Origin of the sequence: Streptomyces gobiensis, assembly GCF_021216675.1 — a bacterium.
GTDB lineage: Bacteria > Actinomycetota > Actinomycetes > Streptomycetales > Streptomycetaceae > Streptomyces > Streptomyces gobiensis.
Genome location: NZ_CP086120.1, coordinates 5360313 through 5379023, shown reverse-complemented (window position 1 = coordinate 5379023; position 18711 = coordinate 5360313). Strand labels below are relative to the sequence as shown.

Below are 18711 nucleotides of genomic sequence, written 5' to 3'. Positions count from 1 at the left end.
GGGGCTCGGTTGTCAGTGGTGGGGGGCAGACTTTCGCCCACCAGAGACAACGGCGTCCCGGAGGTGTCCGGCATGACTGATGTACTGCTCGCAATCGGCACACGCAAAGGTGTCTTCCTGGGCCGTAGGCGAGGTGGCTCCTGGAAGCTGGACGGACCGCATTTCAGGGACCAGGCGGTCTACGCTCTCGCCATCGACACCCGCCACGCCACGCCCCGGCTGCTGGTCGGCGGCGACAGCGCGCACTGGGGTCCGTCCGTATTCCACTCTGATGACCTGGGTGCCACCTGGCGTGAGCCGGCGCAGCCCGCGGTGAGGTTCCCCGCGGACACCGGCACCTCGCTGGAGCGGATCTGGCAGCTCGCTCCGGGCGGTGCAGGGGAGCCGGACGTCGTCTACGCCGGGACGGAACCGGCCGCGCTGTACCGCTCGGCCGACCGTGGCGAGACCTTTGAGCTGGTCCGTCCCCTGTGGGACCACCCCACCCGGCCGAAATGGCACCCAGGCGGTGGCGGACTGGGGCTGCATACGATCCTGGTCGACCCGCGCGATGACCGGGTGGTAACGGTGGCGGTATCCGCCGGCGGGGTGTACCGGACCGAGGACGGCGGCAAGAGCTGGGCGCCTGCCAACCAGGGCGTATCGGCGGTCTTCCTCCCGGACCCCGATCCGGAGTTCGGGCAGTGCGTTCACAAGGTCGCCCGGGACGCGGCCGACCCCGACCGGATGTATCTGCAGAACCACTGGGGTGTGTACCGAAGTGATGACGGAGGCCGCCGCTGGGCCCCGATCGAAGCGGGACTGCCCTCCACCTTCGGCTTCCCGGTCGTCACCCACCCCCGCCGCCCGGACACCGCGTACCTCTTCCCGCTGAACGCGGACGTGGACCGGGTCCCGGCCGGTCACCGCTGCCGGGTGTACCGCACCCAGGACGCGGGCGCGAGCTGGGAGGCGCTGGGCACCGGCCTGCCGGACGCCCCGCACCACGGCCCGGTGCTGCGCGACGCGCTCTGTACGGATGGCAATGACCCGGCGGGCGTGTATTTCGGCAACCGCAATGGTGAGGTGTACGCCAGCGCGGATGACGGCGACAGCTGGGGCCAGGTGGCCGCGCATCTGCCCGATGTGCTGTGTGTGCGAGCGGTGGCGGTATGAGCCATTGGGCTCTCTTCCGCTGGCGCGCTGGCTCAGAGCGGGAGGGGGTAGGGTAACGGCCCGTGGCTGGACGACCGTTGAATGAGATCGTTGAACCGGGCTGGGCCAAGGCGCTGGAGCCCGTAGCTGAACGGATCACCGCGATGGGCGACTTCCTGCGGGCGGAGATCGCCGCAGGGCGCACGTATCTGCCGGCGGGCCCGAATGTGCTGCGGGCCTTCCAGCAGCCTTTCGACGATGTGCGGGTGCTGATCGTCGGCCAGGACCCCTATCCCACTCCGGGGCACGCGGTGGGGCTGTCGTTTTCGGTCGCGCCTGAGGTCAGACCGCTGCCGGGCAGTCTGGAGAACATCTTCCGGGAAATGCACAGCGATCTTGGACTGCCCCGGCCGTCGAATGGTGATCTCACGCCCTGGACCCAGCAGGGGGTACTGCTGCTCAACAGGGCGCTGACCACCGCGCCGCGCAAGCCCGCCGCGCACCGTGGCAAGGGCTGGGAGGAGGTCACCGAGCAGGCCATCCGGGCGCTGGCCAGCCGGGGCAAGCCACTGGTGGCGATCCTGTGGGGGCGGGACGCCCGCAATCTGCGTCCACTGCTGGGAGAGATCCCCTCGGTGGAGTCCTCGCACCCCTCCCCCATGTCGGCGGACCGTGGCTTCTTCGGCTCCCGGCCGTTCAGCCGGGTCAACGATCTGCTGGCCCGGCAGGGCGCCCAGCCGGTCGACTGGCGCCTGCCATGACCGACTGGGTGCTGGGGGTCGACTCGGGGGGTTCTGGGCTACGAATCGCCCTCGCGCCCGCGCCCGCGCCCGCGCCCGTATCCGTGTCCGCGGACGGTGGAGTGCCGGAGCCGGGCGGCAGAGTCGTCTACGGGGAGCCGGTTCGTACCGGGGCCTCGGGGATCGATGCGGCGCATCTGCTGGAACAGCTGCTGCCCGCCGCCCATGGGCTGCTGGCCGAGGCGGACGCCGGGGACCGTAGCGGCCGTATCGCCGCCGTCTGTGTGGGCGCGGCCGGGATGGCCACGCTCGGCGATGGGCTGCGGGCCGAGCTGCCGGGCGCGCTGGCCCGGGCCTTCGGGGTGCGGCGGCTGGCGCTGGCCGCCGATGCGGTGGCCGCGTACGCCGGGGCGCTCGGTGAGCGGCCGGGCGCGGTCGTGGCAGCGGGCACCGGGATGATCGCCCTGGGCACGGATCTGGGGTCCTGGCGGCGGGCGGACGGCTGGGGACATCTGCTGGGCGACTGCGGCAGCGGGGCATGGATCGGCCGGGCCGGGCTGGCAGCCGCGATGCGGGCGTACGACGGTCGCGCGGAGGGATCCGCGGCGCTGCTGGACCGTGCGGAGAAGGCCTTCGGGCCGCTGGATGACCTGCCGGGTCAGCTCTACTCGCGCACGGACCGGCCCGCGATGCTCGCCTCTTTCGCCCCGGAAGTTGCCCGCTGCGCCGGTGTTGACCCCGTGTCGACCGGAATTCTCCGGGAAGCCGCCCGGCAGATCGCCCTCTCGGCTGCCGCCGTCTGCCCCACGGCGCACGGCAGCGCGCTGGCGCTCACCGGCGGACTGTTCCGCATCGGCGAGCCCCTGCTCGCGCCGCTGCGCACGGAACTCAGCGAGCGAGTGCCCCAGGTCCGGACCGTCCCGGCGGCGGGTGACCCGCTGGCCGGAGCGCTGCTGATCGCGAGGCGACTGGCCGGGGGAACGCTACGGCTACCAGCTGATCCAGCACTCCTGCACCTCAGTTGAGCGAACCGGCCAAAAACACGGGCCGAAGCAACGGACGACGCGCGGGAGGAATCAGGACAGAACCGGACTGGTCTGCCCCGCCCGAACAGCCAAGCCCATCAAGGCATTAGCATGCCGGGCCATGAGCTCCCCCACTGGGCCCGAAGGTGGCCTGCCCGTACGAATGCCGCGTCCCCGCCAGCCCGGACGGCACCGCCGACCGGAGCCCGTCGTCGCCCCCGAGGGCGCGCCCGCGCTGGTGCTGGCTGTCCCCGGCACGCCGACCAGCGCGACCCGCAGCCTCGCCGAGGAGACCTTGAGCATTGCCCGCTCCGAGCTTCCTGGTCTGGACGCCCGGATCGGCTATGTGGACAGTGACGGCGAGGAGTTCCCGGCACTGGAGACCGTGCTGACGCAGACCGCGGCCGAGCAAGCCGCCCGCACCGCCCCGGACAGCGCGGACGAGAACGCCGGACAGGCACCCGCCGCCGTAGTGGTCCCGCTGCTGGCAGGCCCGGACGCCGCGCTGATGCGCCGGATACGCCAGGCCGTGCTGAACAGCGGCTCCGGCGCCGAGCTGACCGATGTGCTCGGCCCGCACCCGCTGCTCGCCGAGGCCGTGCATGTGCGGCTCTCGGAGGCCGGTCTGGCCCGCGCCGACCGTGCCAGGCTGTTCACCGTGGCAACCGCCGCCGATGGCATCATCCTGGCGACCGTGGGCGGCGACGAGGCCGTACAGGTCGCGGGCATCACCGGCATGCTGCTGGCCGCGCGACTGGCGGTGCCGGTACTGGCGGCCCCGCTGGACGAGGAGGGCGCCATCAGCCGCACCGCTGAGCAGCTGTACGCCTCCGGCTCGCAGCAGCTCGCACTCGCCCCGTGCCTGATCGGCCCCGAGGTGCCGGAGGACCTGCTGACGGCCGCCGCACAGGAGGCCGGCTGCCAGTCCGCCGAACCGCTGGGCGGTTACCCGGCGATCGGCAAGCTGGTCGCATCTGCGTACGGTGCGAAGGTCGGCATCGCCCAGCAATCCCCACAGGGCGCCCCGGTGCGCTGAATCAGGCGACCCGGTTCAGACGGCGAGTTCACACGCATACGACACAGCTGGCCGCCGGAGCCGCCAGCGCGCCCGCGTGGCGCGGGGTTCCGGTGGCCGCGTCGATGGTGAACCAGGCCACTTCGCCGGAGCGTTCATTCGCCGCGTAGAGGTGCCGTCCGGCTGGATCGAGCGCCAGGTCACGCGGCCAGTGCCCGCCGCATGCCACGGTGGCGAGCAGTTCCATGGCCCCATCACGGCCGCCCAGGGCGAACACGGCGATGCTGTCGTCCCCCCGGTTGGCCGCCCAGGCGAACCGGCCGTCCGCCGAGATGACCAGGGCAGAAGGGTAGTTGGCCCCCTGCGTGCCAGCGGGCCGGGTAGGAGTCTCCACAAGCGGCTCCAGCGCACCGGCCTCGGCGTCCCAGCGGCAGCTGGTGATCGTTGAGTCGAGCTCATTGATGACATACGCCCACTCACCGTGCGGATGAAAAGCGAGGTGCCGGGGTCCGGTCCCCGCCCGCATCGGCACCTCGCGGTGCGGGCTTGGGGCAGCGCCCACGTGGTCAAGCCGGTAGACCCACACCGAGTCGGTGCCCAGATCGGTGGCGAGCAGCCAGCGCCAGCCGGCGTCGGCCACCACGGCGTGGACATGCGGCCCCTCCTGCCGTTCGGCAACCGGGCCGTGCCCCTTGTGCGGCAGCACGGCGAGCCGCTGTCCGTTGGGGGTGCCGTCGGCCCGTAGGGGCAGTGAGCTGACGCTGCCCGAGCCGTAGTTGGCGGTGAACAGCTGCCCCGCCGCGACCGCCAGATGAGTGGGAGCGGCCCCGCCCACCGGCACGACACCGCCAGCCAGCAGCGGCCTGTCAGGATCGGCGAGGGAGAACGCCACCGCCTTGCCGTCATCGGTCTCGCTCACCGCGTAGAGCTTTCCCGAGCCCGAGGCGAGAGCCAGATACGAGGGATCGGGAACGACGTCCGCATGGCTCAGCACGCTCAGTGCGCCGCTGTCCGAGTCAACGGCAGCCGTGGTGATACCGCGACCACCCGCCGAGGTGAACGAACCGATGTATGCCCGCTGCCCACTGACCGTGCCGCCCATCGCGCCGCCTCTTCCCTCAGCTGGCCGTCAAGGTGACCGTAACAGTTGGTCTGGACCGGAGCTTGGGGTCAAGCGGGCGTCAGGGGCGCGTGGGGCGCACTGTGGAGCGGTGTGGCCAGCCCGGCCAGGGCCCTCTCCAGACCATGCAGATGAGCCAGCGCCCGCTCGGCCCCAGGGTGCTGCTCCGGTACGGCGCGTACGGCGCCGTGCGGTGCGACGGCGGTCCTGGGACCGGCGCCGGGCGTCCCCTGCCGTACCAGCCACCACACCGCCGTCTCCACACGCTGACAGGCGGCGCTCAGCCGGGCGTCGTGTGAGGCGTCCGGGTCGGCGGCGACCTCGGCCAGGCCGCGTACCTGCCGGGCACAGTCGTCGAGCAGCACGAGGATCTGCCGGGCCCGGGCCTTGCGGGCACGCCGCGGGTTGAGCGGGTGCACAAGCGGCGCGAGCGCCATGCGGACCCGGCCGAGCAGCAGCTCCAGCTCAGCGACGCGCGGCGCGGGGTCGGCGGCCGTGTCCCCGCTGAGCCGGCGCGCCGCGTCCGCCGTGCAGTGGCGCAGACAGATCAGGGCACGCTGGATCCAGGCATGGGTCGCGGCATGAGTGGTGATCGGAAGTACGAACGCCACCGCGAGGGCGGCGCCGAGCGCACCGACCGCGGTCTCCTGCAACCGCAGTCCGAGAAGTCCGGCGTGCAGCACCCCGAGCAGCCCATAGAGCAGCCCGACCATGACGGTCACGAAGAACATCATCCAGCTGTATGAGGTGGCCGCGGTGTAGAAGATCCCGAACACGCAGACGGCGACCAGTGCGGCGGTGGGCGCCATCGCGCCGTCCACCGGCAGCGCGACCAGCAGCCCGGCGGCGATTCCACAGACGGTGCCAAGCACCCGGCGGAAGCCACGGACCAGCGTCTCACCGCGTGAAGCGGTATTAACGAAGATCCACCAAGCGGCGCCGACCGCCCAGTACCAGCGCTCATGCGAGACCGCCTGGCCGACCGCGAGCGCGAAGCCGCACGCGACCAGGGCCTGGAAGGCCTGCCGCGTCGTGGGCCTGCGCAGCCCCGGGCCCTCGAGCGGGGCGGGAGCGGGCGGCGCAGGCGTGCGGCGCTCGATGCACCACAGCCCGAATCGGACCGTTGAGCTGGCGGCCAGCGCGATCAGCACGGCCGCGTACAGCTCCAGCAGCTGACCTGTGGTAGGCCGCAGAAACTGCGTGACGAAGAACATCATGAACGCGAAGATGCCCAGTGCGTTCCCGCGCGGACCCCAGCGCCTGGCGTACACCCCGGCGAAGACGATCGCCAGGAAGACCCCGTCCCGGAGCGGCGGGTAGTCGTGCAGCACGGCGGCGAGCGCCAGCACCGGCAGGCCGATCACCGGCAGCAGCGCGGTGGTGACCGCCTGCCGGGAGATGGCCGGGTCGGTGACGGTGAAGAGCGCGAGAAGCGCGGCCACGCCACCGGTGATGGCGGGCACCAGCCCAAGCCCCGCCAGCGCGGCGGCCGCGACGGCGAGGGCGACACCGAGCACCGCACGCAGTGAGGTGCGCAGCCTGACCCGCCCCGGGTCCGGGGCCACGAACATCCTCTTCACGCTCGGCTCGCTCACTTCTGTCCGCATGCTGATACGACCAAGAGGAAAGCATCTCTTGTCCCCTACAACCAAATCGGTGGAGCGCCGCCTTGGCATGCTTGTGCGTATGAACGACTCCCCCGGCACCGCGGTGATCTTCGATCTCGACGGCACACTCGTGGACAGCGAGCCCAACTACTACCAGGCGGGGCGGCGCGTCCTGATCAGCCACGGGGTGACCGGCTTCACCTGGCAGGACCACCAGCGCTTCATCGGGATCGGCACCCGGGAGACCCTGGCGACACTGCGCGAGGAGTACGCCATCGACGCTCCGGTCGACCAGCTGCTGAGGGAGAAGAACCAGGCCTACCTGGAGCTGGCACGCGCCTCCACGGAGGTGTTCCCGGAGATGCGGAAGTTCGCGGAGCAGCTGTACACCGCCGGGCATCCGATGATTATCGCCTCGGGGTCCTCCCGGACGGCCATCGGGACGGTGCTCGCAGGGACCGGCCTGAGCCATCTGCTGCCGCGCTATGTGTCGGCTGAGGAGGTCGAGCGGGGCAAGCCGGACGCGGATGTCTTTCTGGAAGCAGCCCAGCGCCTTGGGGCCGAGCCCGCCCGGTGCGTGGTGGTGGAGGACGCCGCCCCGGGCGCGGAGGCGGCGCGCCGCGCCGGGATGCGGTGCATCGCCGTGCCCTACCTCCCGGAGACCGCTGACGATCCCGCCTTCACCACGGCAGGGCTCTGTTTCCCCGGCGGCCAGGAAGACTTCGACGCCCAAACCGCCTACGACTGGCTCTGACCGGGGGATCTTCTCCCCTGACCCTCCATCTGGGAGGCGACCCCACCTTCCCGAAACTGGGGGCTTCGCCCCGACCCCAAGTGTTGTGGGCAGTCTCCTCCCCCCGGACTTCGTCCGGGGCCCCAGGGCGGAGGGCGGGCCGCTAGCAGAGGAAGGTCAGCCGGACCTGGCGGTTCGGGTTGTCCCCGTTCGTATCGACCAGGCAGACGGATTGCCACGTACCCAGCGCCAGCCGTCCGCTGATGACCGGCAGCGTGGCGTGCGGCGGCACCAGCGCGGGCAGCACGTGATCACGGCCATGCCCGGGGCTGCCGTGCCGGTGGCGCCAGCGGTCATCCGCGGGCAGCAGCTCCTGCAGCACGGCGAGCAGATCGTCGTCACTCCCGGCGCCGGTCTCCAGAATCGCGACACCGGCGGTCGCGTGCGGAACGAAAACGTTGAGCAGCCCGTCGCGGCTCCCCGCGGCCTCAGCGAGAAAGGCCTCGCAGTCGCGGGTGAGATCGGCGACGGCCTCCCCGGAGCCGGTGGTCACATCGAGGGTGCGTGTGCTGAAGCGGTCGCTCATACCTCCATCCTCTAACGCCCCGGCGGTGGGGGACAGACTGGCCTGTCCAACGCCTGGGCCGGTCGGATACGGGCCTCCGGCCAGCCGATCGGGGTATCCGTGCCTGCTCGACAGCGAGCGAACAGACGAACCTGTTCGCCCGAACGTGTGGGTGCTGGTGAATTGGCTGCGTGTAGATGCGTGGCACACGATGCTTACGGTGCGCAAGCGACGGGCGGCGGCGTCGCGGTTCGGCTAGCGGTGCGCCGCGACGCTGGAGCTGCGTACGACCAGTTCGGGCTGGAGAACGATCCGCTGATGCTCATGCCGGCCCGCCCGGTCACCGGTCTCCTCGATGAGCAGCTCGGCGGCCATATGTCCCATCCGGTACGCCGGCTGCCGCACCGAGGTCAACGGCACGGCGGCGGCCGAGGCGAAGTGGATATCGTCATAGCCCACCAGTGCTATCTCCTCCGGCACCGAGACACCAGCGCCATAGAGCGCCTGCAGCATCCCCAGCGCCAGCAGGTCGTTGGCGCAGAACGCCGCTGTCGGCCTCGGCGACATTCCCAGCAACCGCGCCCCCGCGTCCCGCCCCGCCGCCACATCCAGCCGCGCCGTCTCGATATGGCGCAGCTCTGCCTCCGGTAAGCCCGCTTCTTCAAGCGTCTCCAGGGCGCCCGTGCGGCGGTCCTGACACTGGGCAAGGTGCATAGGGCCACTGATATAGGCCAAGCCGCGATGTCCCTGCGTAAGCAGATGCCGCGCTGCGAGTCTGCCGCCAGCGACGTCGTTGACGGAGACCGAGCAACCCTCCGGGCTGCCGGGCAGCACCCGGTCGACCAGGACGGCCGATATGCCGTGCCGTCGGAACTCAGCCAGATTACGGCCGCTGGGGTCCGCCGGGGTGATCAGCACGCCGCGCACTCGCTGTTCAGCGAAGAACGAGAGATATTCGGCCTCTTCACTGGGCCTCTGCCCGGTGTTGCACATCATCACGCCGAGCCCTGCCTCCCGGGCTGCCCGTTCCGCGCCTGAGGCGACATCTACAAAGAATGGGTTGGCCATATCCAGTACGAGCAGCGCGATGATCCGGCTCTGTCCCGCCCGCAGCTGCCGGGCCGACTCACTGCGGACATAGCCCAGTTCGCAGATGGCGATCTGGACCCGCTCACGGGTCTCCTCGGCGACCATCTCAGGACGGTTGATCACATTGGAGACCGTGCCGACTGAGACTCCCGCCCGTCGGGCGACATCCTTGATTCCCACCATGCGCGCCACCTCTGCATGCTACGCACGGGTTCACGCGCTAAAAGCGGTATGGGTGCTGCGCTGGGACCTCCATAAGGTGCCCGCATGTCTTTGTGTGGAGCCCTGGCTGGAGCGGGTGAGCTTCCGTTGATCGCCGCCCTCAGCTGTGTGCCAGCAGCCGTTTGGCCTTCACCCCGCTGGTAACCCGTCATTCTTGCGCAAGACACTGAAATTACTTGCAGCTGCGGGAGAATGAGTGCCCGTCACCTTCGAGGAGAGGGAGTTGTCTCCATGGCCCACGTCCGCATTCACGTCCGCTTGCGCGCCGCCGCCGTGCCGGTGCTGGTCGGCACCGCCCTGGCAGTCACGCCCTTCAGTACCGCGGTCGCCCAGGACGGGGCGCCGCCGCCCTGTGTCAGCTACGCCTCCAGCTGGCGCTACACCTTTGTGACCAACGGCTGCGAAGACCCACAGTCCGTACAGGTGGTGTATACGGACGGCATGGTGAGCCCCTGCAGGCTGATCGAGCCCCAGCAAACGGCGACATTCGCCGGGTACGGCTTTAACGCCAACCACCCCACACACATGGAGCTCTGCTGAACCCAGCGTCCGGGCAGCCTGGGGACCTGCGTGGCGCGAGATCCAGATGATGAAACCTCCCTTGGGTTGAGTGAGTTGGGCGCGGGGTGCGTATGAGTCGGTGGAAGAAGCACAGGTCCACGAAGGTCTCTGCCCGCTGGAGGTCAGTGAATTGAGCCACCGACGAGTGAACAAGCGCGCCGCAGTCGCCGCCGGAGCGGCCGCGGCCGGGCTGGTCACGGCCGCCGTCCTGCTGCCCAGCGCCAACGCGAGCCCCGACCAGCCGTCGGCCGCCAGAACGCTCACCCAACAGGACGCCGCACGGCTCGGCCCGGAGCTCGCCTCGGAACTCGGCGCGGAAGCGGCGGGCTGGTACTTCGACAACGGCTCCGGCCGGCTTGTGATGAATGTGCTGAACGAGGAGGCAGCGGACAGCGCCCAGGCCCAGGGCGCCGAGCCGAGAGTGGTGAAGAACAGCATGACGGTCCTGCGGGACACCATCAGCGCACTGCGCGAGCGGGCATCAGTGCCGGGCACCGCCTGGTCCATCGACCCCAGAACGAACAAGGTCGTGGTTGTCGCCGACAGCACGGTCACCGGCGAGAAGTGGGACAGGCTCACCGAGTCCACCAACCGGATGCGGGACACGGTCACCGTCCAGCGGTCCGCAGGGGAGTTCAAGCCGTTCGCGGACGGCGGTGACGCCATCTTCGGCGGAGGTTCGCGCTGTTCCCTCGGCTTCAACGTCAGCGTGAACGGTGTGAAGGCGTTTCTCACCGCGGGTCACTGCGGCGGCGCCGGACAGATATGGAGCGCCGACCAGACCGGAACCCAGCCGCTGGGCACCACCGTCACATCGCAGTTCCCCGGCAGCGACTTCGCGCTGGTGGGCTATGACGACCAGAACGCCGAGGCCCCGAGCACCGTGGATCTCAAGAATGGCACCACCCAACAGATCAACAGAGCCGCCGAGGCAAGCGTCGGTATGCCGGTGCAGCGCAGCGGCAGCACCACTGGCCTCAGCGAGGGCACGGTGACCGGCCTCAACGCCACGGTGAACTACGGCAATGGCGACATCGTGAACGGCCTCATACAGACCGATGTGTGCGCCGAGCCCGGTGACAGCGGTGGTGCCATGTTCTCCGGCGACGCCGCAGTGGGTCTCACCTCCGGCGGCAGCGGTGACTGTACGCAGGGCGGTGTGACCTTCTTCCAGCCGGTCACCACGGCGCTGCAGGCCATGGACGCGCGGATAGACCCGTCCCTCTGAGATCATCGGTGGATGACACCTCTGGCTTCCCGGGTGGCCGCGCTCACCGGCAGTGCGGCCACCGGCTCCCGCCCGGTGGGTGGTGGCTCCGTCTGCGATGCCCAGCGGATCACGCTCACCGATGGCCGGACGGTCTTCGCCAAAACGCTCGCCCATGCCCCGGCGGACTTCTTCGCAGCGGAGTCCGCCGGGCTGGCCGCGCTGCGCGCCACCGGCACCGTGGCCGTGCCCGATGTGCTCGCCACCGAGCCCGATCTCCTCGCACTGGAGTGGATCGAACCGGGGCCCGCCTCCTCCGCACAGGCCGAGCGGCTCGGCCGTGAGCTGGCCGGGCTGCACAGCACCCCGGCCGACTCCTATGGCACCCCGGACCGCCCCTGCTACCTCGGTCCGCTGCCGCTCACCTGCCCCGCGGAGCCTGTCTCCGCACCCACGGAGTGGCCCGCCTTCCATGCCGAGTACCGGCTGCTGCCCTTTCTGCGCCGCGCGGTGGACAACGGCGGGATCGCGCCCGCCGACGCCCGGGCCGTGGAGCGGCTGTGTGCGCGGATCGATGAGGTCGCCGGCGAGCCGCAGCCGCCCGTCGTCATCCATGGGGATCTGTGGTCGGGCAATGTGCACTGGTCCGCTGACGGCCGTGCCCGGCTGATTGACCCCGCTGCCCAGGGCGGCCACCCCGAGACCGATCTGGCCCTGCTGGAACTCTTCGGATGCCCCGGGCTCCCCCGTATTCTGTCCGCGTACGAGGAGATCCGCCCGGTCCCCGGCCGTGCGGCGCGAGTCCCGCTGCATCAGCTTCAGCATCTCCTGGTGCATGCCGCCCATTTCGGCGGCGGCTATGGGAGTCAGTGCGGTGCGGCGGCCCGCGCGGCGCTGAGGCAGAGTTGAGTATGCATACTCATGCCGACCGCCTGAGCCTCCGTCACCCTGTGCCCATGACCACACCAGTGCAGCGGCCCGCGACGGCCGCGTTCTTCGTACAGGCCGCCGCCTCCTTCGGGCTCTCTCTGATCGCGGTGGCCGTCGGTGTCGCGTATATGCCGCTCGGGCCGTGGGAGCGGGGTTTCCTCGCGCTCGGTGTTCTCTTCCTTGTCTCCTCATCGTTCACGCTGGCCAAGTGCGTGCGCGACCGACAGGAGATGCAGGAGGTGACCACCCGGGTGGACAAAGCACGGATCGACAAGCTGATCACAGAACATGATCCGTTTGAGGTCAAGAATCTCTGAGGTGAGGAGTCTCTGGGGTCAGGAGTCTCTGGGGTCAGGAATCTCTCAGGGCGGCGTCGAAGGCTTCGTAGGCCGGTGGATCGAAGAGTACGAAGCGCAGCTCATCGAAGTCGCCGCCCGCTTCCTGGACGGTACGCACCGCGATCCGTGCGCCATCGTCCATAGGCCAGCCGTAGACACCGGTGGAGATCGCCGGAAAAGCGACCGTGCGGGCACCCAGCTCGGCTGCCACCCGTAGCGATTCCCGATAGCAGGAGGCCAGCAGCGCGGAGCGGTCCTCCTCACTGGACCAGACCGGGCCCACGGTGTGGATGACCCAGCGGGCGGGCAGCTTCCCGGCGGTGGTGGCCACGGCCTGCCCGGTCGGCAGGCCCTTGCCGTACCGCGAGGCGCGCAGCTGTCGGCACTCGGCGAGGATGTCCGGGCCGCCCTTGCGATGGATGGCCCCGTCAACGCCTCCGCCGCCGAGCAGCGAGGAGTTGGCGGCGTTCACCACGGCGTCGACCCGCTGCTCGGTGATGTCTCCGTGTACGAGGGTGATGGCTGCCATGGGGCCATGCTGCCAGCTGGGCTGGGCGGGTCAGGGGATATCGACGCCAGGTCAAAGTGGGTGACCCCCCGGTCAAAGGCCCGGCGGAGCACGGCGCGCTGGGTGGCGAGCGGGGCGGTGTCACCGAAGTTGTGCCACATGCCGAGCGACACGGTGGGCAGCAGCACCCCGCTGCGGCCGCAGCGGCGGTACTGCATGGCGGCGTAGCGGTCGTCGGCGGCGAGATAGGTCACCGTGGCTCCCTTGTGTGACGGGGCACCCATCGTAGATCGCGCTCACCGCCACGCTCGTCCTGCGCCGCCTGGCGCTCACGGCCGCTCCCCCACGTAATGTTGTTTACGTCAGGATATACATGCGGGAGACAACTACGCACCGACCTGGGGGACCGATGGCCAGGAACGCCCGTGTCAACCGTCCCGTATTCGCGCGCTATTACGCCCGAGTCAGCCGCGCGATGGAGCGCGGGGGCATGAGCAGCCAGCGCGACGCGCTGCTGTCCGGCCTCACCGGAGAAGTGATCGAGCTGGGTGCCGGGAACGGGCTCAACTTCGCCCACTATCCGGAGTCGGTCACCCGTGTCCTCGCGGTCGAGCCGGAGCCAAGGCTGCGCCGGATGGCACATGACGCCGCCGTGAAGGCACCGGTGCCGGTAGCCGTCGTCGACGGCCTCGCCGATGCCCTGCCGGTCGAGGACGCCAGCTTCGATGCCGCCGTCGTCTCGCTTGTGCTGTGTACGGTGCCCGATCAGCACGCCGCGCTGACCGAGTTGCGGCGTGTGCTCAGGCCCGGCGGCCAGCTGCGTTTCCTGGAGCATGTCAGGGCGGATTCGCGCTTCCTGGTCCGGGCGCAGCGCCTGCTGGACACCACGCTGTGGCCGCGCCTGACGGGTGGCTGCCACACCGGCAGGGACACCCTGGCGGGGATTGAACACGCCGGTTTCACCGTTGACTCACTCGACCGCTTTCTCTTTCCGGCGATCCGCACACCTGTTTCCTTCCACATCCGCGGCGTCGCGCACCGCCCGCTGTAGAGTCCCGGCATGGCCGCACGCTTCAAGGACCTGGCCCTGGACGCCATCGACCATCAAAGACTTGCCGACTGGTGGTGCGCCGCACTCGGATACGCCCGGCGCCAGGCCCCCGCCGGGCAGCCACCCGCGCCGGCCGAGTGGCCGGTTCCCATCCATGATCCGCGAGGGGAGGGCCCGTCCATCTGGATCAACCCGGTGCCGGAGCCAAAGACCGTCAAGAACCGTATGCACTTCGATGTGTGGGGTGACACGGAGGAGTTGCTGGGCATGGGGGCCACGCTGATTCGGAGGCGGGACAAGGAGATTGAGTGGGACGTTTTGGCGGACCCGGAGGGCAATGAGTTCTGCGTGTTCAGGCCTGACCCCTACGCGACTCCTGTGGTGCCGCTGACTCGCCGGTAGCCCCCAGCCGCCTTCCCTGCGGCTCCGCCGCGTGGCGGGGCTACGCCCCGGGGCCGGGGGTGCCGCGGGTGGGTTTCCCCAATTCCCGCCCCTTCCCGGAAACCGGGGCTTCGCCCCGGGCCCCGGGGTTGGCTGAGTGCGGGCCGGTGGCCGGTGTTGTGCCCACCCACAGCCCCTCGCGGGGCTGCGAGTGCCCACAACACGGGGCGGGGGCTGGGGTCACGCGTTCAGCCAGGTGCGGCGGTCGCGGGCTGTGCTGTGGATGGCCTCGATATCGGCGGGCTTGAGCACCCCGCCCCGGCTACCGAGCGCCGCCAGGTCCCGCGTCCGCAGCACCCACACATCCCGCAGCGTGGGGGCCACGATGACCCGGGCCGCCGCCACCAGCACCAGGACCGGCCGGACTTCGACCGGAAAGCCACAGCCCCGGGTGAGGGCGTGCGCTGCCCGCACCGCCTCCCGGCGGCTCTGCCGGACGTACGGACGCGGCCGGCCCGTGCCGATCCGCACCGAGTCATCGCCCACCCGGATCCGTGCCTTGCGATGGTGCCGCACATGGAAGGAGAAGACCCCGCCGGGGCCAATCAGCAGCTGCCCGATATCCACACCGCCCGGCAGCGGGATGGAGTGCAGCACCCGGCAGCCGCGGCCGGTGAGCCGTTCCAGCTCCGCGCCCGCTATCTGGGCGCCGAGCAGCGCACGGCGCCACTCCTGGGCCTCCGATGGCCTGCCCAGCAGCCGGGCCAGCCACCCGGGCGCACGGCCTTGCGGCGCGGACTCCACCTTGGCGTACAGCGACTCACCAGGGCGATTGGGCGCGAGGTCGTCGTCGGGATGCAGCCACAGCGGACCGCTCCCGTATGGCTCCTTCATGCGACACCCCCAGACAGCCATGAGACCACCGACAGCCGGTCGGCGTCAGCGGCTGTATGTGAGAATCGGCCGGTGATCGAAGTGATTGACACAGTCGCCTGGATCCAGCTGCGGGAGGGGCGGATCCTGGGCACCCGCTCATATGGCAAAGAGCTCTTCTATATCCCGGGCGGTAAGCGGCACGAGGGTGAAAATGATGTGCAGACGCTGGTGCGCGAGGTCGAGGAGGAGCTGACCGTGACGTTGCTGGCGCAGAGCGCCCGGCACTTCGGCACCTACGAGGCGGCGGCGGACGGGCACGGCTTGGGCGCCACAGTGCGGATGGCCTGCTATACGGCCGATTTTCAGGGCACGGTTACTGCCAGCGGTGAGATCGAGGAGGTCGCCTGGCTCTCGTACGCCGACCGCGACCGTACGGCGCCGGTGGACCGGCTGGTCTTCGATGACCTCAAGGCCGCGGGACAGCTGTCATGACCAAGGTGACACTCCGGGATATCGAACCGGGCGATGTGGATGTCTTCTTCAGACATCAGGAAGAACCGGATGCGGTGTACATGGCGGCCTTCACCGCCGAGGACACCGCCGACCGGGAGGCTTACCAGGCCCGTTTCGACCGGATTCTCAGCGCCGACGACGTCGTCAAGCGGACGATCATGCATGACGGCGATATCGCGGGGCACATCATGATCTACGGCCCGTCCGAGGAACGCGAGGTCACCTACTGGATCGGCCGCGCGCACTGGGGGCGTGGCATCGCCACCCGCGCCCTGACAGCGCTCCTCGCCGCACATCCGGAACGCCCGCTCTACGGGCGGGTGGCCAAGGACAACCCGGGTTCGTTGCGGGTCCTGGAGAAGTGCGGCTTCACGGTGTACGGCGAGGCCAGCGGCTATGCCCATGGCCGTGGTACCACGGCCGAAGAGTATCTGCTGGTCCTCAAGGAGTAGTCGGCAAGGGCTCCACCAGCCGTCGCCCTCATCAGGGGCGTCCCGTAGACCGACATCGCCGAGAGGCACGACCCGCACCTGCGTGGTCTCGGTGACGGTGACGGCTCGTCGTCATCGATGGCGTCTCCCGCGCGGCGACATCGGCGACGCGCTGCGCTCACCGGGTGGCTGTGCGGCCCTGGGCCGCTGGGCGTCCACATCCTGGTCGGCTTCGGGTTCAGGTCGTGACCCCCGCGGTCGTCCGCGCCGTGGCGTCGCGCCGGATGAGCGCGGCATAACGTCCGTCCAGCGCCAGCAGTTCCTGATGGGTGCCGCGTTCGGCGATACGGCCGCCGTCGAGGACGACGATCTGATCGGCGCCGCGAATGGTGGAGAGACGGTGCGCGATGGTGATAGTGGTACGGCCTGCCGAGAGAGCGTCCATGGCGGCTTGGACCGCGTGTTCGGTGCGGGTGTCCAGGGCGCTGGTGGCCTCGTCCAGGATCAGCACCGGTGGGTCACGCAGAATGGTCCGGGCGATGGCGAGGCGCTGCTTCTCGCCGCCGGAGAAGCGATAGCCGCGTTCACCGACGAGGGTGTCGTAGCCATCGGGCAGGCTGGCGATGTACTCGTGGATCTGAGCGGCCTCGGCAGCGGCCCTGATCTCCGCGTCCGTCGCCTCTGGTTTGGCGAAGCGGAGGTTCTCGGCTACGGAGGCATGGAAGAGATATGTCTCCTGGGAGACCACGCCCACCGCCCGGGCGACGGAGTCGAAGTCCAGGTCACGGACGTCCGTGCCGTCGAGGGTCACCCGGCCGCCGGTGACATCGTAGAGCCGGGGCACCAGATAGCTGAGCGTGCTCTTGCCGGCACCGGTGGCCCCGACGACCGCCAGGCTGCCGCCCGCCGGGATGGTCACATCGATGTCGCTGAGAGTGGGCGCGGCGGCCGGGTCGTAGGCGAAGGAGACGTTCTCGAAACGGACTTCGCCACGTGGCCGCTCCAGCCGTACCGGGTCGGGCCGCTCGGTGATGTCCACTCGCAGGTCCAGGTACTCGAAGATGCGCTGGAAGAGCGCGAGAGACGCCTGGATGTCGACGCCCGTGTTCAGCAGCGAGACCGCGGGGCGGAGCAGCCCCTGTTGCAGGGTGACGAACGCGACCAGGGTGCCGATGGACAGCGCGGGCCCTCCGGCCTGCAGCATCAGCCCGGCCGACCAGTACAGCAGCGCGGGGATGGCGGCCATGATGATGCCGATGGTGGCCATCCGCCAGCGGCCCGCCATGCTGGAGCGGACTTCAAGACCGACGAGTTGCTGAGATTCGCTCGCGAAGTTCCGGGTGAGGGAGTCGGCACGGCCCATGGTGCGGCCCAGCAGGATGCCGCTGACCGACAGTGACTCGGTGACCATGGCGGCCATCGCCGCCATCTGCTGCTGCCGCTGGGTCGTGATCTTCTGCCGTTCGCGGCCGACCCGGCGGCTGATCCATACGAAGAGCGGCAGCAGGGCGAGCGAGACCAGGGTGAGCCGCCAGTCGAGCGCCAGCATGGCGACGATGGTGGCCACCACACTGGTGACGTTGGAGACCAGAGAGGTCGCGGTCGATGTGACGGTGGCCTGCATACCGCCGATGTCGTTGGCGATACGGGACTGGACCTCGCCGGTCCGGGTCTTGGTGAAGAAGGCCAGCGGCATCTGCTGCAGCTTGGCGTAGACGCCGGTGCGCAGATCGTGCATGACGCGCTGTCCGACCGTGGTGGATATAAGCGTCTGCAGGACACCGAAGACGCTGGTCAGCACGGCGGTGGCGATCATGCCGAGCGCGAGCAGGCTCAGCAGTCCGGTGCGCTGCTCGGGGATCGCCACATCCAGGATCTCGCGAAGCAGGAAGGGTGAGGCCACACCGACCAGCGAGGCGGCCGCGACGAGCAGGCCCACCAGGGCGAGCCGCGCCCGGTAAGGACGGAAGAGCCGCAGAATGCGGCGGAGTTGCACAGGCTGTCCGGTGTTTTCGGGCGATGGGGTCCACCGGAATTCATCGTGACGCATAAGCTCCTACGGGTCTGTGGAGAGGTCCATGTTCGCCGAGCATAGCTCACTGTTACCTATACTCACAATGAACTTTGTCCTGCTAAGCTCAGGGCATGGTTTCCGCCGATCCAACCGGCCCGCTCGCTGACCAGCTCATCCGGCTGACCCGCCGACTGCACCGTGCCCAGCGGCGCCATCTGGAGCCCCTGGGCATCACCCCTGCCCAGGCCCGGCTGCTGCGTACCGTGGCGCACTGCGATGCGCCGCCCCGGATGACAGACCTCGCTGAGCGGCTGGACGTCGTACCCCGCGCGATCACCACTCTGGTCGACGGCCTCGAGGCACATGCCGCGGTGCGGCGCGTACCTGACGTGGACAACCGGCGGGTCACCCGGATCGAGCTGACCGGGACCGGCCAGGAACTGCTGATACGGCTGCGCCAGGCGCGCCGGGAGGCCGCCGAGGAGCTGCTGGCCCCGCTGACGCGGGAGCAGCGATCCCAGCTCAGCGAGCTCCTCACCCCGCTCGACGCGCCACACCCCAGCTGACCCCTGCGACCGGCCGGGTGACGGGCTTCAGCCGTCGTGCGCGAAGAGCACCCAAGCCCGGCGCTCTTGCGGATCAGGAGTCCGA

At 69.8% G+C, this 18711-nt stretch carries 21 protein-coding genes and 1 pseudogene; 14 read left to right on the top strand and 8 right to left on the bottom strand.

Annotated features, from left to right (window positions below):
- The first annotated feature begins 72 nt into the window (after nt 1-72).
- The 4 genes from test1122_RS25080 to test1122_RS25065 all read left to right on the top strand — a co-directional run bounded on the left by test1122_RS25080 (nt 73) and on the right by test1122_RS25065 (nt 3935).
- Entirely contained in the window at nt 73-1155 is a 1083-nt protein-coding gene (locus test1122_RS25080; protein WP_232271443.1) for a WD40/YVTN/BNR-like repeat-containing protein, read from the top strand.
- 62 nt (nt 1156-1217) lie between these two features.
- Nucleotides 1218-1895 carry a uracil-DNA glycosylase gene (locus test1122_RS25075; RefSeq protein ID WP_232271442.1) on the top strand — a complete coding sequence of 226 codons (678 nt, stop codon included), beginning with the start codon at nt 1218-1220 and terminating at the stop codon, nt 1893-1895.
- A complete protein-coding gene (locus tag test1122_RS25070; RefSeq protein ID WP_232271441.1) occupies nt 1892-2899 on the top strand; it encodes an N-acetylglucosamine kinase in 1008 nt (335 codons plus the stop codon). The genes test1122_RS25075 and test1122_RS25070 overlap by 4 nt, the downstream gene beginning before the upstream one ends.
- Before the next feature lie 121 nt (nt 2900-3020).
- Nucleotides 3021-3935 carry a sirohydrochlorin chelatase gene (locus test1122_RS25065; protein WP_232271440.1) on the top strand — a complete coding sequence of 305 codons (915 nt, stop codon included), beginning with the start codon at nt 3021-3023 and terminating at the stop codon, nt 3933-3935.
- A 28-nt stretch (nt 3936-3963) separates the two neighbouring features.
- Here test1122_RS25065 and test1122_RS25060 read toward each other — a convergent pair whose 3' ends face one another.
- Together test1122_RS25060 and test1122_RS25055 are read right to left on the bottom strand one after the other, a co-directional pair.
- Nucleotides 3964-5016 (bottom strand): lactonase family protein, encoded by a 1053-nt coding sequence (locus tag test1122_RS25060; RefSeq protein WP_232271439.1) that lies wholly within the window; start codon nt 5014-5016, stop codon nt 3964-3966.
- 68 nt (nt 5017-5084) lie between these two features.
- On the bottom strand, nt 5085-6605 hold the full coding sequence (locus tag test1122_RS25055) for an FUSC family protein (protein WP_232272067.1): 1521 nt from the start codon (nt 6603-6605) through the stop codon (nt 5085-5087).
- A gap of 115 nt (nt 6606-6720) precedes the next feature.
- Here test1122_RS25055 and test1122_RS25050 point away from each other — a divergent pair, with 115 nt between their 5' ends.
- Entirely contained in the window at nt 6721-7395 is a 675-nt protein-coding gene (locus test1122_RS25050) for an HAD family hydrolase (protein ID WP_232271438.1), read from the top strand.
- A gap of 142 nt (nt 7396-7537) precedes the next feature.
- On the opposite strand, the gene test1122_RS25045 is transcribed toward test1122_RS25050, so the two are convergent.
- Nucleotides 7538-7960 (bottom strand): secondary thiamine-phosphate synthase enzyme YjbQ, encoded by a 423-nt coding sequence (locus test1122_RS25045; protein ID WP_232271437.1) that lies wholly within the window; start codon nt 7958-7960, stop codon nt 7538-7540.
- A 234-nt stretch (nt 7961-8194) separates the two neighbouring features.
- On the bottom strand, nt 8195-9211 hold the full coding sequence (locus test1122_RS25040; RefSeq protein WP_232271436.1) for a LacI family DNA-binding transcriptional regulator: 1017 nt from the start codon (nt 9209-9211) through the stop codon (nt 8195-8197).
- A 270-nt stretch (nt 9212-9481) separates the two neighbouring features.
- On the opposite strand from test1122_RS25040, the gene test1122_RS25035 reads away from it, so the two are divergent.
- From test1122_RS25035 to test1122_RS25020, 4 genes are all read left to right on the top strand, one after another.
- Entirely contained in the window at nt 9482-9790 is a 309-nt protein-coding gene (locus test1122_RS25035; protein ID WP_232271435.1) for an alpha-amylase, read from the top strand.
- A gap of 151 nt (nt 9791-9941) precedes the next feature.
- Nucleotides 9942-11039, top strand: coding sequence for a S1 family peptidase (locus test1122_RS25030; protein WP_232271434.1), 1098 nt, complete (start codon nt 9942-9944; stop codon nt 11037-11039).
- 12 nt (nt 11040-11051) lie between these two features.
- Complete coding sequence (locus test1122_RS25025) at nt 11052-11927, top strand: fructosamine kinase family protein (RefSeq protein WP_232271433.1); 876 nt, start codon at nt 11052-11054, stop codon at nt 11925-11927.
- Nucleotides 11928-11974: 47 nt separating this feature from the next.
- On the top strand, nt 11975-12265 hold the full coding sequence (locus test1122_RS25020) for a YiaA/YiaB family inner membrane protein (RefSeq protein WP_232271432.1): 291 nt from the start codon (nt 11975-11977) through the stop codon (nt 12263-12265).
- Nucleotides 12266-12299: 34 nt separating this feature from the next.
- On the opposite strand, the gene test1122_RS25015 is transcribed toward test1122_RS25020, so the two are convergent.
- Both test1122_RS25015 and test1122_RS25010 read right to left on the bottom strand, forming a co-directional pair.
- The gene (locus test1122_RS25015) at nt 12300-12815 is read right to left on the bottom strand and encodes an O-acetyl-ADP-ribose deacetylase (RefSeq protein ID WP_232271431.1); all 516 of its coding nucleotides are present in this window, start codon (nt 12813-12815) and stop codon (nt 12300-12302) included.
- Between the two features lie 14 nt (nt 12816-12829).
- Nucleotides 12830-13048, bottom strand: a pseudogene (locus test1122_RS25010) (L-glyceraldehyde 3-phosphate reductase); the annotation flags it as partial.
- Between the two features lie 155 nt (nt 13049-13203).
- Between test1122_RS25010 and test1122_RS25005 the strand changes: the two are divergent.
- The gene (locus test1122_RS25005; protein ID WP_232271430.1) at nt 13204-13845 is read left to right on the top strand and encodes a class I SAM-dependent methyltransferase; all 642 of its coding nucleotides are present in this window, start codon (nt 13204-13206) and stop codon (nt 13843-13845) included.
- A gap of 9 nt (nt 13846-13854) precedes the next feature.
- Entirely contained in the window at nt 13855-14247 is a 393-nt protein-coding gene (locus test1122_RS25000; RefSeq protein ID WP_232271429.1) for a VOC family protein, read from the top strand.
- Nucleotides 14248-14466: 219 nt separating this feature from the next.
- On the opposite strand, the gene test1122_RS24995 is transcribed toward test1122_RS25000, so the two are convergent.
- The gene (locus test1122_RS24995; protein ID WP_232271428.1) at nt 14467-15120 is read right to left on the bottom strand and encodes a nuclease-related domain-containing protein; all 654 of its coding nucleotides are present in this window, start codon (nt 15118-15120) and stop codon (nt 14467-14469) included.
- 72 nt (nt 15121-15192) lie between these two features.
- Between test1122_RS24995 and test1122_RS24990 the strand changes: the two genes are divergently transcribed.
- The gene (locus test1122_RS24990) at nt 15193-15594 is read left to right on the top strand and encodes an NUDIX hydrolase (RefSeq protein WP_232271427.1); all 402 of its coding nucleotides are present in this window, start codon (nt 15193-15195) and stop codon (nt 15592-15594) included.
- Nucleotides 15591-16067, top strand: coding sequence for a GNAT family N-acetyltransferase (locus tag test1122_RS24985; RefSeq protein ID WP_232271426.1), 477 nt, complete (start codon nt 15591-15593; stop codon nt 16065-16067). The genes test1122_RS24990 and test1122_RS24985 overlap by 4 nt, the downstream gene beginning before the upstream one ends.
- A 217-nt stretch (nt 16068-16284) precedes the next feature.
- Here the strand turns inward: test1122_RS24985 and test1122_RS24980 are convergent, their stop codons facing one another.
- Nucleotides 16285-18096 (bottom strand): ABC transporter ATP-binding protein, encoded by a 1812-nt coding sequence (locus test1122_RS24980; RefSeq protein ID WP_232271425.1) that lies wholly within the window; start codon nt 18094-18096, stop codon nt 16285-16287.
- A 95-nt stretch (nt 18097-18191) separates the two neighbouring features.
- On the opposite strand from test1122_RS24980, the gene test1122_RS24975 reads away from it, so the two are divergent.
- Nucleotides 18192-18626, top strand: a complete 435-nt coding sequence (locus test1122_RS24975) for a MarR family winged helix-turn-helix transcriptional regulator (protein ID WP_232271424.1) — start codon at nt 18192-18194, stop codon at nt 18624-18626.
- Nucleotides 18627-18711: the final 85 nt, after the last annotated feature.